The sequence below is a fragment of the Pedobacter sp. GSP4 genome (assembly GCF_051857575.1).
Taxonomy (GTDB): domain Bacteria; phylum Bacteroidota; class Bacteroidia; order Sphingobacteriales; family Sphingobacteriaceae; genus Pedobacter.
The window spans coordinates 93,237-107,874 of sequence record NZ_JBPZIR010000011.1 but is presented as its reverse complement, the minus strand read 5'-3'; the positions used below and the strand labels follow the sequence as shown (position 1 = coordinate 107,874).

Annotated in this window: 13 protein-coding genes; 7 read left to right on the top strand and 6 right to left on the bottom strand. The window is 39.6% G+C overall.

Features of this window, described 5'->3' with window-relative positions; translation table 11 throughout:
* Positions 1-3: 3 nt before the first annotated feature.
* The 3 genes from ACS5PU_RS22185 (at position 4) to ACS5PU_RS22175 (ending at position 5,455) form a co-directional block, all read left to right on the top strand.
* Entirely contained in the window at positions 4-1,149 is a 1,146-nt protein-coding gene (locus ACS5PU_RS22185) for a M28 family metallopeptidase (RefSeq protein ID WP_439461349.1), read from the top strand.
* 175 nt (positions 1,150-1,324) lie between these two features.
* A complete protein-coding gene (locus ACS5PU_RS22180; protein WP_439461348.1) occupies positions 1,325-2,401 on the top strand; it encodes a DUF5694 domain-containing protein in 1,077 nt (358 codons plus the stop codon).
* A gap of 279 nt (positions 2,402-2,680) precedes the next feature.
* A complete protein-coding gene (locus ACS5PU_RS22175; RefSeq protein ID WP_439461347.1) occupies positions 2,681-5,455 on the top strand; it encodes an outer membrane beta-barrel protein in 2,775 nt (924 codons plus the stop codon).
* A gap of 315 nt (positions 5,456-5,770) precedes the next feature.
* Here the strand turns inward: ACS5PU_RS22175 and ACS5PU_RS22170 are convergent, their stop codons facing one another.
* The 4 genes from ACS5PU_RS22170 to ACS5PU_RS22155 form a co-directional block, all read right to left on the bottom strand.
* Positions 5,771-6,775, bottom strand: coding sequence for an LLM class flavin-dependent oxidoreductase (locus ACS5PU_RS22170; RefSeq protein ID WP_439461346.1), 1,005 nt, complete (start codon positions 6,773-6,775; stop codon positions 5,771-5,773).
* A gap of 63 nt (positions 6,776-6,838) precedes the next feature.
* Positions 6,839-7,525, bottom strand: a complete 687-nt coding sequence (locus ACS5PU_RS22165) for a class I SAM-dependent methyltransferase (RefSeq protein WP_439461345.1) — start codon at positions 7,523-7,525, stop codon at positions 6,839-6,841.
* Positions 7,526-7,723: 198 nt separating this feature from the next.
* Positions 7,724-9,124 (bottom strand): MBL fold metallo-hydrolase RNA specificity domain-containing protein, encoded by a 1,401-nt coding sequence (locus ACS5PU_RS22160; RefSeq protein ID WP_439461344.1) that lies wholly within the window; start codon positions 9,122-9,124, stop codon positions 7,724-7,726.
* A 63-nt stretch (positions 9,125-9,187) separates the two neighbouring features.
* On the bottom strand, positions 9,188-9,415 hold the full coding sequence (locus tag ACS5PU_RS22155; protein ID WP_439461343.1) for a YtxH domain-containing protein: 228 nt from the start codon (positions 9,413-9,415) through the stop codon (positions 9,188-9,190).
* 79 nt (positions 9,416-9,494) lie between these two features.
* Between ACS5PU_RS22155 and ACS5PU_RS22150 the strand changes: the two genes are divergently transcribed.
* Together ACS5PU_RS22150 and ACS5PU_RS22145 are read left to right on the top strand one after the other, a co-directional pair.
* Positions 9,495-10,124 carry an HAD family hydrolase gene (locus ACS5PU_RS22150; RefSeq protein WP_439461342.1) on the top strand — a complete coding sequence of 210 codons (630 nt, stop codon included), beginning with the start codon at positions 9,495-9,497 and terminating at the stop codon, positions 10,122-10,124.
* Between the two features lie 62 nt (positions 10,125-10,186).
* Positions 10,187-11,341, top strand: coding sequence for a hypothetical protein (locus ACS5PU_RS22145; RefSeq protein ID WP_439461341.1), 1,155 nt, complete (start codon positions 10,187-10,189; stop codon positions 11,339-11,341).
* 33 nt (positions 11,342-11,374) lie between these two features.
* Here the strand turns inward: ACS5PU_RS22145 and ACS5PU_RS22140 are convergent, their stop codons facing one another.
* Positions 11,375-12,904 (bottom strand): DUF6600 domain-containing protein, encoded by a 1,530-nt coding sequence (locus tag ACS5PU_RS22140; RefSeq protein ID WP_439461340.1) that lies wholly within the window; start codon positions 12,902-12,904, stop codon positions 11,375-11,377.
* Between the two features lie 280 nt (positions 12,905-13,184).
* On the opposite strand from ACS5PU_RS22140, the gene ACS5PU_RS22135 reads away from it, so the two are divergent.
* Both ACS5PU_RS22135 and ACS5PU_RS22130 read left to right on the top strand, forming a co-directional pair.
* Entirely contained in the window at positions 13,185-13,886 is a 702-nt protein-coding gene (locus ACS5PU_RS22135) for an SAM-dependent methyltransferase (RefSeq protein ID WP_439461339.1), read from the top strand.
* Between the two features lie 271 nt (positions 13,887-14,157).
* Positions 14,158-14,337 carry a hypothetical protein gene (locus ACS5PU_RS22130; RefSeq protein WP_439461338.1) on the top strand — a complete coding sequence of 60 codons (180 nt, stop codon included), beginning with the start codon at positions 14,158-14,160 and terminating at the stop codon, positions 14,335-14,337.
* A 49-nt stretch (positions 14,338-14,386) separates the two neighbouring features.
* Here the strand turns inward: ACS5PU_RS22130 and ACS5PU_RS22125 are convergent, their stop codons facing one another.
* Positions 14,387-14,626, bottom strand: coding sequence for a phage tail protein (locus ACS5PU_RS22125; protein ID WP_439461337.1), 240 nt, complete (start codon positions 14,624-14,626; stop codon positions 14,387-14,389).
* Positions 14,627-14,638 lie beyond the last annotated feature (12 nt).

Here is a 14,638-nt window from a genome sequence, read left to right as displayed (position 1 = left end):
GCTATGTATAAGAAAGGATTGATTGTAATTTTAATGATGTTTGCAGCCTTTAGAGGCTTAGCGCAAGATTCTACTTATACTCGCAATGTAATTAATACCCTTACCGCAAAAGAATTTTGGGGCCGTGGCTACACCAAAGATGGGATGAAAAAAGCAGCAGATTTTATTGCTGCAGCCTATCAGAAAATTGGTTTAACACCCATGGGGCAGGATTATAAACAATCATTTAATTTTCCTGTAAATACCTTTCCCGGTAAAATGATGGTTGCCATTAATGGTAAAAAACTTATTCCCGGTAAAGATTTTATCATTAATAACGAAAGCCCGGGCATTAAACTAAAAGCAGATTTGACTCAAATAGATAGTCTGAAATACCAATCCTCAACCAACCTTCAGTTACTTTTAAAAGATAAACTTACCTGGTCTGTAGCTACAGAGGTTAGCGGCCCCACCATAATCCAGGTTAACAAAAAAAGTATAACGAGCCGGCCCAAAACCATTGATGTTGATATAGAACACAAATTTATTGCAGATTTTAACGCTGCAAATGTATGCGGCTTTGTTAAAGGAACCCAGTTTCCCGATTCTATTTTAATCCTCACTGCGCATTATGATCATTTGGGTGGTATGGGTGCAGACACTTATTTTCCCGGCGCAAACGATAATGCTGCCGGTGTGGCCACGCTATTAAGCCTGGCTAAATTTTATGCTGCAAACCCTCAGCCCTACTCCATTGGTTTTATCTGCTTTGCTGGCGAAGAGGCTGGTTTATTGGGCTCGAGGTATTTTGTAGAAAACCCATTGGTACCTTTAAGCAGGATCAAATTTTTGATCAACTTGGATCTGGTGGGGACTGGAGAAAGCGGGATGACGGTTGTTAACGCCACAGTGTATCCAAAAGCCTTTGCCGAACTCAATAAAATCAATAACGAATACCATTATATTTCTAAAATCAATCCAAGGGGAAAGGCTGCCAATAGCGATCATTATTTCTTTACAGAAAAAGGAGTGCCTGCATTTTTTATCTATACCCAGGGAGGTCCAAGCGCTTACCATGATGTATTTGATAAACCCGAAACCTTGCCTTTAACCGAGTACAATGATCTGTTTAAACTCATTTTAGGCTTTAACAAAAAGTTAATGGAATAGCCTTTTTTGATATCAAAACCCTGAATCATTATCCCAAACCGTAATTTCCCACCACCAAGCCCTTATTTCTTTGCAGGCTGTTTGGGATAATATTACAGGCCATTGGGATAATTAAATATGGCGCAAAAACTTTGTTATGCACTTTTGAACCAACAAAAACGAAAAAAGGTTCATTATGAAAAGTATATTAAATCTCAGCTTGGCATTGGCACTTCTAATGGGTGTTTCAAATCAATCAAATGCCCAAAAACAGATCGAAATTGTAATTGTGGGTTCGGCCCACGACAATGCTAAATCGACAGTAAATTTTCAGGCCATTATTGATAAGCTAAAAAACTTTAAGCCCGACATGGTTTTCGGTGAGTATTTACCTGAAAACGACTATGCCAAACTGGAAGAAGATAACTGGGCAAAAAAAGCGTTTGGAAGAGGACACGATTATTTAGAAAAACTGAATCCAGAAACTGTAAAGAATATTAAGGCTCAGATTAGAAAAGATAAAAAAGCACTGGCTTCCTTTGCCTATTACCACAAAACCCGTATGGATTTAGCTGTAAACTACGCTAAAAACTGGGACCGTGGCAATGCAGATTATCAGATTTTCGTATTGGAAAACTACATGAAAAATAGTTTTGGCAAGGAAGAGCGGGCCATTTATGCCCAGATGTTCGGCAACACCGATTCGTTAAAAAAAGCAGGATTATATAGACCTGGAAGCGAGTACGCCAAAATTTATTTCCCACTTATCTACCAGCTGAAACAGGATCAGATTTACAATATGGATTGCCAAACCTATGATAAACCATGGAGCGAAGCCTGGGCCAAAACCGATTCTCTGTACAAAATCATGACCGCAAAAGCCAAAGCCGACAGCACATCTGCCGAAGCCGCAACAGTTAAGGCACTGGAAGCCTACTGGAATTACTCGCCCAATGAAGCGAAAGCCTTTAATGCCGATCCGTATGCAGGAATGAACACCGTAAAATACGGCGAACTGGACGAGGCCTGGAACTTTTACGGGGGTCGCCACTTTTACGGTTATGCAGGCTTTCCAACCGAAACCGTTAAAGAAATGATTGCCCAATGGACATTGAGAAATGAAGGTATGTGCAAAAACATTATTGAACAGGCCAAAGCTAAAAATGCAAAACGCGTTGTGGTTGGTGTTGGTGCCTCTCACCGCAAATGGATGGAAGAAATTTTAGCCAAAAATCCAGGTGTTAAAATCATCAACTATAACGATCTGCACTAAATTACAGCATATCTTAAGCCTCATTGCTGAGCAATGGGGCTTTTTTTAGTTACGGGCGATGTAATTTTTTTGTTTGTATTTGCAAAATCAATCTGGCAGCGCTATTTTTACCTAAAAACTTAGTTAATATAAAAACACATGCAACATCCATTGAAATTAGCTGTCTATTAAAAATAGGGATAAACGTTTTACCCATCACATTTTTAAGGATGTTCATCACATTTATCTCAACCAAATAAAAATAGCCAATAATTTTAGGTCCCTTATTTAAGCATATACATGAAGAAACACTTACTTTCAATCGCATTTTCCTTAATTTTTCTTAATCTCTTTGCACAGAAAAACGGAAGTATAACCGGTATTTTAGCTGATAGTGCCAATCATAAAACCACATTAAACTACTCAACCGTTTCTGTTTATAAAGCTGGCGATAGTGTTTTAACAACCTATAAATTATCGGATGATAAAGGCATTTTCAAAATCAACAACCTGGTTACGGGGATAAAATACAGGTTGGTAATAACCGCCTGGCAATATGGCACCTACCGGAAAGAGGTTGAAGTTTCTGCCCAAAGTCCTGCAGTAAACCTGGGTACGGTTTATTTATCAACCAAAGCGAATGATCTGAACGAGGTGGTAATTTCGGCAGAAAGACCGCCAGTTATTGTACGTAAAGATACCATTGAATTTAATGCCGAATCATTCAAAACCCTACCATCGGCAGTTGTAGAAGATTTATTAAAGAAACTACCTGGTGTTTCTATCGCTGCCGATGGTTCGATACAGGTTAATGGTAAAGCTGTAAGCAAAATATTGGTTGATGGGAAAGAGTTTTTTGGCGGCGACCAGCAGATTGCAACAAAAAACCTGCCCGCCAATATTATTGATAAGGTACAGGTTGTTGATGATAAGCAGGCAAAAAGGCGCGATCCGGATTTAACCGCAGCAGAGATACCACAGATTATTAACCTAAAACTTAAAAAAGCGATTAAAAAAGGTGCCTTCGGAAAATTATATGCCGGTGCAGGAATAAAAGACCTCTACCAGGCCGGCGGTTTGATGAATTTTTTCAGGGATACCACACAGGTAAGCGTTTTGGCATATGGCAATAACATTAATCAACCTGGATTTAACCCTAACGATGTACAAAGGATAGGCGGTTTTAACCGCAGTGGGGTAAACTCGATGATGATGAGTTCGGGAGGTTATTTCGAATTTAACGGCATTAGCTTTGGTGGCGCCTACAATGGCGTGCAGGCATCTTCTGGAGGAGGTTTTAACTTCAATACCATCACCAAAAAAGGACTTAAAATAAATACCCAGTATTTCTTTGGCCGATCTGATAACCTATTGGAGAAGCTGACCAATAGCAACCAAACTTTGGGTTCCGACCGCCTGATTACCAATTCAAACGAAAATACAAGTGCACTGACACTAAAGCACAATATTGCAGGAAAAATAGATTGGCAGATTGATTCATTAAAGCAATTAACCATAGAACCCGCAGTTATTTTAAACGCAAACAATTCGGTAAGCACTACATTTTCGAGCAATAATAATGCAGCTGGCCAGCTCATAAGCGCCCTTCAAAACCTGAACGATAGAAATTCATCGAGCAATAAGTTCCAGTTGGTTGCCGATTACAGCCAGGATTTTAAAAAAACAGGCCGTGCTTTTAACCTGGGTGCCGATGCTTCCTATAGTCCAAACCCAATTTTAAATTATAACCGCAGCAATAGTTTATTTTTCCTTACTCCATCCACATCAGAGGTAGACCAAATGCGGAACAACGATATTGAAAACTTCAGGGCTTACCTCTATGCCAATTATACTGAGCCGATAAGCAAATCGCTTAATTTTAAGGTCGATGTAAGTGGAAACATCATCAACAATGAAAATGCATTAAGCACCTTTTACCGGAATCCGGCCAACCAGTTATATGATATTGCGATACCCAACCTAAGCCAAACCGTTAAGCAATCGGGCTATAAAACCAATACCAATATTAGTCTGCGCTATAAAATCACCAAAGACCTGTATGTGCAGCCGGGCTTTGTGCACAACTACATTTCGTTAGATAACCGTTTTACCAATAACAGCAATATCAACCAAAGGTTTAATTTTATTTGGCCAACTTTTACCTTGAAGTATAAAATTTTTACGATTAATTATACAGCTAGATTTACGGAACCAAATGTAAATTATCTTCAGCCCGTGGCCGATAATACCAATGCTTTTTACATACGCAATGGTAATCCGAACCTTTTACCTTCACGGAGCCAGGGTTTAAACTTTAACATGTATAAATACGACCCAAAAAGCCTCATTAACTATAATTTATATGGCTATGGTAATTTTACTAAAAATGGGATTGTTAATGCCATTACCATCAATAATGGTGTTCAAACCGTTAATCCAATTAATGTGAGCGGAATAATCAATTTTAATGGGGGAGCCAATGTATCGAAAGATTTCAGAAAGGATAAAACTAGCTTAAAGGTTGGACTTGGCTTTTGGGCTAATTTTGATCATACACCAGTTATTGTTAATAATATCCGCAGCAATGCCGATGTTTTTTACGTCGGCCCAAATGGTAGTTTAAGACTAAACCTGAATGATAAAGTAGAAATTAACCAATCATACTCCATCAATCTGAACCGTAGTAAATACGACGACAGTTTTTACACCAATATTAGCTACAATACACATCAGAGTACCTCTGAACTGATTATCCGTTACCCTAAAAAGCTGGTTTTCGAAACCAATTATGCCATAACTATTAATACACAAACCATTCCAGGATATAACAACAACATCAAATTTTGGAATGCCGCGGTAACCTATCTGTTTATGAAAAACGACAGGGCACAACTTAAATTTTCGGTGAACGATATTTTACAGAGTAATGTGCGCAGGAATATCCAAATTACCGGCAACAGCATTATTGATACGCAAAGCAACAATTTAGGAAGATATGGAATGGTAACGCTGACTTATAATATTCAAAACTTTGGCCAAAAAGTTGGTGGAAGACAAACGTTCTTTAATTTTTAGTTTGAAGCGATTCCCTAAAAAAAATCAAAACCGTGGTATGTGTCCTTTCCGTGGTCTGTGTCCCGACAGACCACAGGGATTTCCTTATAAAAATTTACTGCAACAGCTTTTACAGAAACACATCTGCCAACAATGCATAAGATTTTATTTCCGTGGTCTGTGTCCCCACAGATCACAGGAATTTCCTTATAAAAATTTACTGCAATAGCTTTTACAGAAACATATCTGCCAACAATGCATAAGATTTTATTTCCGTGGTCTGTGTCCCCACAGACCACAGGAATTTCCTTATAAAAAAATTTACTGCAATAGCTTTTACAGAAACATATCTGCCAACAATGCATAAGATTTTATCCTATCTTCAAAGTGTTCGGTAATGGTTACCGCCATCAGTTCATCAACATTATAATCGCTTGCCAATTGGGTTAATTTTTTCATCACTATTTCTGGCGTGCCATAAATCATCCGGGGTTTATTGGCGTTAATGCGTTCCTGCTCGGCAGCATTGTAGGTAATATGCTTAATGTCATCCCAACCGGTAGCAGTTAAACCACCACCTTTTTCGAGCTGCAAGAAGCGATAGCTCATTAATGCTTCCTGTTGTTTAACTTTTTCTTCATCTTCCGAACAAAAAACAAAAAACGCAACGTTATCTATTGGCTGGACCAAATCAACCGAGGGTTTAAAATGTTCGCGGTAATACTGCACAGCCTGTGGTCCACCGTGTGGATTAATAAAATGTGCAAAAGAAAAACCCAATCCAAAATGTGCAGCAAATAACGCACTTTGTCCGCTACTGCTCAATAGCCATTGTGTGGGTACGGTTTCCGAAATCGGGATGGCTTTAATCTTCGATTGAATTCCACCGTCGGATGTATCATGCAAATAATGCTGCAGATCGCGCAATTGCTCCATAAAATCCTGTTCGCTCCAATTATTAGAGGGATTTAGCATGGAAGCTGTAATCCTGTCGGTTCCCGGTGCCCTGCCCATTCCTAAATCGATACGGCCAGGATGCATTACCTCGAGCAAACGGAAACTTTCGGCAACTTTTAGGGCACTATGGTTGGGCAACATAATCCCGCCCGAACCTATACGTAAGGTTTTGGTATGGTTAGCCAGATGGGCGATAAGGATTTCGGGTGTAGAGCCCGCCAAACTGGTAGAGTTATGGTGTTCCGAAACCCAAAAGCGGTGGTATCCCAACCGCTCGGTTTCCTGAGCCAAAATAGTGGTTTCTTCAATGGCTCTCCTTGCGGTAACGCCCTTGCGCACCGGAGATTGATCTAAAACGCTTAATTTAATTTTCGTGCTGCTCATTTCAACAAATGTAGCTGACAGTTAATTCAATTAATCTATACGGGAAGCTTTATGACTTTTAAATTATTGCAGGGGTGTCAATTTTACCAAATACTGATCTTCACCATCATCAAAAATAAGCTCGCAGTGCCAACCCGTTTCTTTTGCCGTATGCTTAATGGTTTCCTCGTCGATGTAAATCCAGTTAAACCAATTGCCTTTTTCGCCTTTATATTCGTATTGGTAGGAAACCTCTCCATAATAATGGTTTTGAGGCTTAGGCATATCTTCGTATAAATAGGCAATATCAGACGAATCGAAAATTACCTGCCCATTGGGATTGATAAGATCTTTTAACTTGATCAAAAAATCTTTAAGGCCTGGCAGCGTACCGGTTAAACCAATACCGTTCATGAGCATAATAATGGTATCGAATTTTTCGCTGTAGGTAAAAACATCCTGTAAGAAGGCTTTTTTAACGCCACGGTCTTTCATAATATTTACCGCAGCTTCAGAAATATCAATTGCGGTAACATCGATGTTAAAAGCCTGTAACAGTAATGCATGACTGCCTACACCTGCCCCAATATCCAAAACTCTCCCTTCGCACATGTGCAAGGCCTGCAGTTCCAAAACCGGCATATCCTCATCATCACGGAAGAAAAATTCTAATGGCATTTCTTCTGGTTCGCCATATGAGTTATGCAGCCAGAGGGTATCTGCCTCGCCAGTTCTGTAAATATCGGTCAGTGCTTTACCAAAAACATCCATGGGGCAAAGATAGTGAGGAAAGCTGAAAGACTGAAGCGAAAAGCGTGGTATGGCGGGTTAGCCACACGAGTTAGTTGGGATTTTAAATCCCGACTTTTAATAATCCTATATAGATTAGCTAAGATCTGGATTACAAATCCAGACCAACATAAAGAGTTGTCAACTTTAATAACCAGTTTGTTAGAAAGTTGACAACTCTCAACCCAAAACAAATTCCTGATGGTATTCAGGAATGGCCACATGTTTAAAACCAGCATTTTTTAACCTTGTGGCAAAATGCTGCTGAACTTCATATTCGCCATGTACCAGAAACAGCTGTTTTACTTTTGCGGGGTCCTGGCAGGATAAAAAATGTAGCAGATCTTCATAATCGCCATGGGCACTCATTGATTTTATGGCACGTACTTCGGCTTTAACCTGGTATTCGTCCCTAAAAATTTCGACAACTTTTTGCCCGGCAATTAACCGGCCACCCAATGAATTTGGTTCGCAATAGCCAACCATTAAAATCGTATTTTTATCACTGCCAATATTATTGCGGATATGGTGTTTTACCCGGCCAGCTTCGGCCATGCCCGATGCAGATATAATTACACAGGGACGTGGATCCTGATTTAATGCCTTCGATTCTTCTACACTTTCAACAAACCGCAATCCTTTAAATGCAAAAACGTCGTGATCAACTTTTAAGGTTTCTTTAACCCCATTGTTGTAAACCTCAGGGTGTTTTTTAAGAATTTCTGTTGCTTTTGATGAGAGTGGGCTATCTACGTAGTAAGGAATATCGGGCAGTTTACCTTTAAGTTCCAAACCATTTAAAGCATAAAGCAGTTCCTGTGTACGGCCCACTGCGAAAGCGGGGATGATCACTTTGCCCTTTTTTACTTTACAGGTATTATTGATAATTTCTAACAGCATATTCTCGATAGGATCGAGATCTTTATGCAGTGAATCGCCATAGGTAGATTCCATCAAAATATAATCTGCCTGATCGAACTGTTGAGGGCTTTTTAAAAGCAGATCTCCATAACGGCCAACATCGCCAGAAAATGTAATCCGCGTAGCTTTACCATCTTCGGTAATGGTAAGGTGCACTGCAGCACTGCCCAAAATATGGCCGGCATCAGTAAATTTTAAACAGATTCCAGGTTCGATCTCAAAATCTTCTTCATACTCCACAATCTTCATCTGGCTCATGGTTTTTACCACGTCATCTTCTGTATAAAGCGGTTCTTCCATTTCTTCGCCCTCGCGTCGGTGTTTGTTGGAAAATTCTGCATCCTGCGTCTGGATTTTTGCAGAATCCATCATTAAAATCCGCGCCAGATCCATGGTGGCCGAAGTACAGAAAATTTTCCCATTAAAACCTTCTGCAACCAATTTGGGCAATAAGCCACAATGATCGATGTGTGCATGAGATAAAACGAGATAGGTAACTTTACCGGCATCGAAGCCGAAATAGTCATTCAGTTTCTCGGTTACATGGCCCATTCCCTGAAACAGGCCACAATCTAATAATATTTGGGTATTATTTTTTAGGGTAATAAGGTGCTTACTCCCTGTAACTGTACGGGCAGCACCATGAAAAGCAATTTTCATTCAGGTGGTTGTTAGAATTGTATAAGAATAAAAATGCCGGATATTTCCGGCACTTCCAATTCTTTAAGCATTTATTTCTGCTATTTTATCTTTAACCTTGTCGGCAACGCCTGCGGCCTTATCCGTTAAACCTGCTAACTTATCTTTCGATGCATCTAAAAGATCGGCGAAAAAGTCTGATACTTTGCTTTTAAGATCGCTGGTAGAATCTGATGATAACGCTAATGCGATGGTTGCTCCTAATGCTGCTCCGGCCAATACGCCTACTATAATTTTTGTCTCTTTTTTCATGATCTTAGTGATTTACTTATTAAACATATTTAATGCATAGGTGTTTTTATTTTTTTCATCTTACAAAAACCAATCCATAATGAAGCGTGTATTTTTTATCGACCTTGACAATACCATTTACTTTACCAAGCCGAACGAGGAACAATTAATGGGCAAACTGTATCTTTTCTTGGAAAATTTGGATTTAGGGATCAGTGATGAAGATTTTCTGCTCGCCAAACAGGAAATGCTGCGGACGCCCTTTCAAAAAGTGGCTAAAAAATATGGTTTCAGGGAAGCAGCAATGCCCGAAATACTCGATTACCTGCGGAACAGGGAAGTAACAGTGCCATTAGAGCCTAGTAAAGATTACCCTTACATCAAAAGCTTAAAAGGACGGAAGTTTATCGTAACTGCAGGTTTTTTGAAACAGCAGCGCTCAAAGGTAAAAATGTTGGGCATTATGGATGATTTTGAGGAAGTGCATGTGGTAGATGTTTCAATTACGAGCAAAAAAGAAGTTTTTGAATCGTTAATAGAAAAACACGGGCTGATAAAAGAGGAAATTTTAATTATTGGTGATGATGCCGAATCGGAAATTAAATTTGGGCTTGAACTGGGCATCGATACTTTTTTGCTCGATCCTGAAAATCTCCATCCAGATGCCGAAAGTACTTTTAGGGGTATTGATTTGAGCACTTTGCCTACAGCAGCAAAGCAGGTCTTGTAATATTGCAAAAGAAAATAGTTTTATAAATACCTTTGCAATTCCATTATTGGACTAAAACGCTCATGAATGATATAGAGATTAAATTTAAATACATATACCTCAGATATTTAATTATTTCAGCCGGTACACTAATCTTTTACTCTTCGTTTAATATTCTTTTTTTTCAAACAGAAATTATCCTCTTAAACGAGGGTTGGCAAGAGCTGCTTATTCCATGCTTACTACCTTGGCCAGCGCTTATATTTTGGTTAAGGCCGAGATTGAAATTACTTAGATTTAACAGGACCGGACAAAATGATCCATTGACTTTTTATATTATTGTTGCAGCGGTATTTGTAATTGTTCCTGTTTGCATAGTACAAACGTACATCTCAGCGGTGGCTGGTAAAATTTCTTCGATTAAAACCATAAATAACCTGGATAAAAATCATCTTACTAAATTTTATAAGATCGATCATTACTACTTGGATAAACTTAATAGTGTCATAGAAATAAACCAAAAGGTTTCAGGAAAGCATAATGAGTATCTGAATTTTGAAGTTTACGTAGCTATCCCCATTTACGATAGATATATACCCACACTGTGGGATTCGCTAGCAACAGTGCGGTTACCCGACACTAATAAATTGATCATTTTAGATGGATTGCCCATTTCAAGAAATAAGCTTTCTACTATTTCGCCAAAATTGATAGCATCTGTTAATAACTTATCTCCGGAACGTGGTTATCAACTTTACAGAATAGCTGGAGCCAATGGTGTTTTACAGCTATTCAGTAAAAAAAATGGAGTTCAACCCTATAACAAAGGTTTATTAGGTTACCGACGGCCAAAGGCATGGTTGGGATGGAAACAAACAGAACAGATTAGTAATAAATTAAGCACTGATTCTAAAAAAATTTATTTCAAACAGTTTCTAAAAAATTCGGAGCAAATATTTGAAAAGACTGACTTAAACGGGTTTACTTATTTAGCAAAAACCGGGATTAACAACGACCGAAAAAATTATACAAAGGCCATTTTAAATGCCGACTTATGGGAACTCAAAAAACCTGTAATTTTTGAGCCTAAATACTCAGCTTTTGAAGATCGGGGAGGCAATAAACTTGCGTGGATAATCTTTACCTTCTTATCTGGTTCGATTATATGGTTTATGATGATCGCCTTCCGTTCGTTGATCCACACAAAAGCTAAATTATTGGTAAACCGTATTGCATAAAAAAGTCCCGATTTTCATCGGGACTTTATCAATCTATCCTCTACCACCTCTCGATGGCCTTCCTCCTTCAGAGCCACTTCTTTCGCCTCCTCCTCTTTGTTGCGGCGGAGCTTCTGATCTTCTTTGTTCTTGTCTTTGTTGCATTTGCTGTTGCTGTTGAGCCCTTTGTTGTTGGGCCTGAGCATCACGCTGAGCACGTTCTTGCTGTTGTTGCTGCGCCTGTTGTGCACGTTGCTGCTGCATCTGCTCATTACGTTGTTGTTGCACTTGAGCATCGCGTTGAGCACGTTCCTGCTGCTGTTGCTGTGCCTGTTGTGCACGTTGCTGTTGCACCTGCTCGTTACGTTGTGCCCTCTGCTGATCGTCTCTACCACCCTGTTGCATCTGTATCTCACGCTGAGCCCTTTGTTGATCCTGACTTGCACGATCTTGTTGGCTGCGTTGTTGGCGCATCTGCTCAAAACGTTGTTGATTTTGGCTTCTATCTACATTATTCTGATCCGTTCTGCCATCAACACCGTTAGCTCCTCCACGGCTTGCCCTTCCATTTGCATCTCTGTTATAAACCTCGCCCCTATTGTTTGGCTGGTTGTTGTTATCTCTACCTATATTGGCATCATTACGCCTGTCGGGCTGCCCCATGCGGTTATCGTTTCTAGACCCAAAACGGTTATCGTTATTGTTTCCGTTTCTTTGCTCGCGGTTGCTATATCCTTCATTTCTTCCGTTTCTGCTAAAACCAGCATTACCCTGTTCAAACTTTCTAGGTGCTGCGCTACGGTTATCTACGCCGTTACGTTCTGGTCTTGGTCTATAAATTGAAACCTCTCTGCCTCCAACCCTACTGGCTCCCGGCCTGTTGCTCTGCGCATATCTGTAAACGGTTACATCTCTATTGGTTGCACGTCTAATATCTTCAATTCTTGGTCCGCCATAATAATTTCTTCTGTTATACACATAAGTGTTGTTAATAATGGTGGTATTGCGGATATAGATATTGTTGCGGCCGTAATCGTATCTAGGGAAACTGTTAATGTAAATGTTGCGCTGCGGAATAAAGTTCCAGCAAAATTCTGGTACCACATAACGGCGGCCAAAGCTTAAGTTAATGCTAATGGTTGGAGCCATTGGTGCCCAGCCGTAATAACCATCGCCACTTCGCCAATCTACCCACGCCGGCCCCCAATTGGTATCGGGTAGCCAGATCCATTGCCTATAGCTGTTAATTACCCAGCGGCCGTAGTGGAAAGGCGCCCATCCCCAATCGTAATTAGAAACCCAGGTGTTACCATACTCAGTCATTGCCCAACGCCCATTGGTGTAATACGGACGGAAATCGCTCTGATCTACATCCGGACGCCAAACATAGCCATACTGTGGGTCCTGAATCCAGGTACCGTAGGGAGAAAGTTCGTCGTAAAAAGTTTGCAAAGAAACATTGCCAGTGCTGTAACCATCATCCTGGTAATCGTTTTGATAGTCTTGTGCCCTGACAAGGGTTGTGGTTCCGGCAAGGAGCCCAAAAAGCCCCAGCACAAGTGCCGTAAATTTCAGTGTTTTCATTTGTGTGTTTTATTTTAATAACCTAATGTGTGTGTATCAATTAGAGAACCAAAAATATAGATGGTTTAATATGCATGCATAGTTTTTGGGTTTTCCCTCAAATTATTGCCTTAAAGGCCATATTTAACTATTATTTAACGTTTTAAGCCAAGTTTAATTGTGCTGAAAAGAAGTCAGTTAGAAATAAAATTTGCTACACCACTGTTTACAAAAGAGATTATATTGTAACTATGGTAAACTTTAAAACTTAAATCCTATTTATTGTAAGTATTTTTGCCTTATGCAAACAGGCACTTTATACCTCATTCCAGTACCATTGGCCGAAGAGGTGGCACACAAAACTTTTACTCCTTATTTGGTTGATACCATTAACCAGATTGATACTTATATTGTTGAAAACAGCAAAACCGCCCGTAAATTTTTAAAGGAAGCGGGCTTAAAAACGCCTCAAAAAGATTTAATCGTGCACGATTATGGCAAACACAATAGAAATGACCTGGGCCAATTCTTTGTTGAGCTTGCCGCAGGAAAAGATGTAGGCTTAATGAGTGAAGCGGGCTGTCCGGGTATTGCTGATCCGGGTGCCGATATTGTTGCCGAAGCTCATAAACGTGGTATTAAAGTGGTGCCTTTAGTTGGTCCAAGTTCTATTTTATTGGCTTTAATGGCATCGGGCTTTAATGGCCAGAGCTTTGCTTTTTGGGGATATTTACCTATCGATAAGGAACAACGCACCAAACGGATTAAAGACTTAGATTTATCGGCAAGCCGTTATAAACAAACACAGATTTTTATCGAAACGCCTTTCCGCAACAACCAACTGTTTGAAGAGGTATTAAAAAGCTGTAAGCCCAATACCCAGGTTTGCGTGGCCTGTAACCTAACCGCCGAGGATGAGTTTATTAAAACCCAAAGTGTTTACAACTGGCGCAGAGAAGAAATAGATCTACATAAAAAACCTACTATATTTTTGCTTTATTAGTCTATTGGCACAATGGTTAACTGTTTTAATTGGTTAATCGGTTAACTGTAGATGGTAATTATAAATTGGTAATTGATCATTAGTTCATTGGTTAGCATGATGCAGAAAATTATGTAGCTGCATACAGCCTAAATACTTTAAAAAATTTGCATCCGTGCCCTGTGGTGAAAAATGATGTATTGACGGATATTCAAACAAAATCAAAACATATCCAAATTCCATTGGTTGTTAATATAGCGCTCCGCATAATTATTCACTAAATTTTAGAGTTATGAAAAATATGAGCACACCAAAAAACAATCCAACAGTTCAGGGCAGTTCTATTGCTGATAGAGCTAACCACGATGTTAAAACTGATAAAAAGATACAGGGCATAACCAATGGTGGTGGCCAAAGGTCAGATCAAACTTCCAATAAAGACAACCAACGGAAGTACGACAATAAGAAATAATAAAAAGGTTGATGATCTTGCAAGATCATCAACCTTTTTTAATAAGCGCCTAATCCGCTGGATGTGCGGGATAATAACCATCAGTAGCAATAATGTATATTGCACCTTCTACCGGTGAGAGTTTAGGCAGGGCAAAATTCGAAATTCCATCGCCTCCATAAGTAGTTTTCAATACAGAAAACAATTTTACATTTTTACTGATCGATAGCAATGAGCCATCGCATATGGCAAATCCTACCGGCGCATAGTTGCCAGCAAAAAGGGTTATTGCCCCCAACATTAAATTCATAGCGTAATTATT

Coding starts and splice junctions, on each gene's coding strand:
- ACS5PU_RS22165 (WP_439461345.1), bottom strand. CDS start 7,525: ATGGATGTTTTTGGTAAAGCACTGACCGATATTTACAGAACTGGCGAG.
- ACS5PU_RS22180 (WP_439461348.1), top strand. CDS start 1,325: ATGAAAAGTATATTAAATCTCAGCTTGGCATTGGCACTTCTAATGGGT.
- ACS5PU_RS22160 (WP_439461344.1), bottom strand. CDS start 9,124: ATGAAAATTGCTTTTCATGGTGCTGCCCGTACAGTTACAGGGAGTAAG.
- ACS5PU_RS22140 (WP_439461340.1), bottom strand. CDS start 12,904: ATGAAAACACTGAAATTTACGGCACTTGTGCTGGGGCTTTTTGGGCTC.
- ACS5PU_RS22175 (WP_439461347.1), top strand. CDS start 2,681: ATGAAGAAACACTTACTTTCAATCGCATTTTCCTTAATTTTTCTTAAT.
- ACS5PU_RS22150 (WP_439461342.1), top strand. CDS start 9,495: ATGAAGCGTGTATTTTTTATCGACCTTGACAATACCATTTACTTTACC.
- ACS5PU_RS22125 (WP_439461337.1), bottom strand. CDS start 14,626: ATGAATTTAATGTTGGGGGCAATAACCCTTTTTGCTGGCAACTATGCG.
- ACS5PU_RS22135 (WP_439461339.1), top strand. CDS start 13,185: ATGCAAACAGGCACTTTATACCTCATTCCAGTACCATTGGCCGAAGAG.
- ACS5PU_RS22130 (WP_439461338.1), top strand. CDS start 14,158: ATGAAAAATATGAGCACACCAAAAAACAATCCAACAGTTCAGGGCAGT.
- ACS5PU_RS22155 (WP_439461343.1), bottom strand. CDS start 9,415: ATGAAAAAAGAGACAAAAATTATAGTAGGCGTATTGGCCGGAGCAGCA.
- ACS5PU_RS22185 (WP_439461349.1), top strand. CDS start 4: ATGTATAAGAAAGGATTGATTGTAATTTTAATGATGTTTGCAGCCTTT.
- ACS5PU_RS22170 (WP_439461346.1), bottom strand. CDS start 6,775: ATGAGCAGCACGAAAATTAAATTAAGCGTTTTAGATCAATCTCCGGTG.
- ACS5PU_RS22145 (WP_439461341.1), top strand. CDS start 10,187: ATGAATGATATAGAGATTAAATTTAAATACATATACCTCAGATATTTA.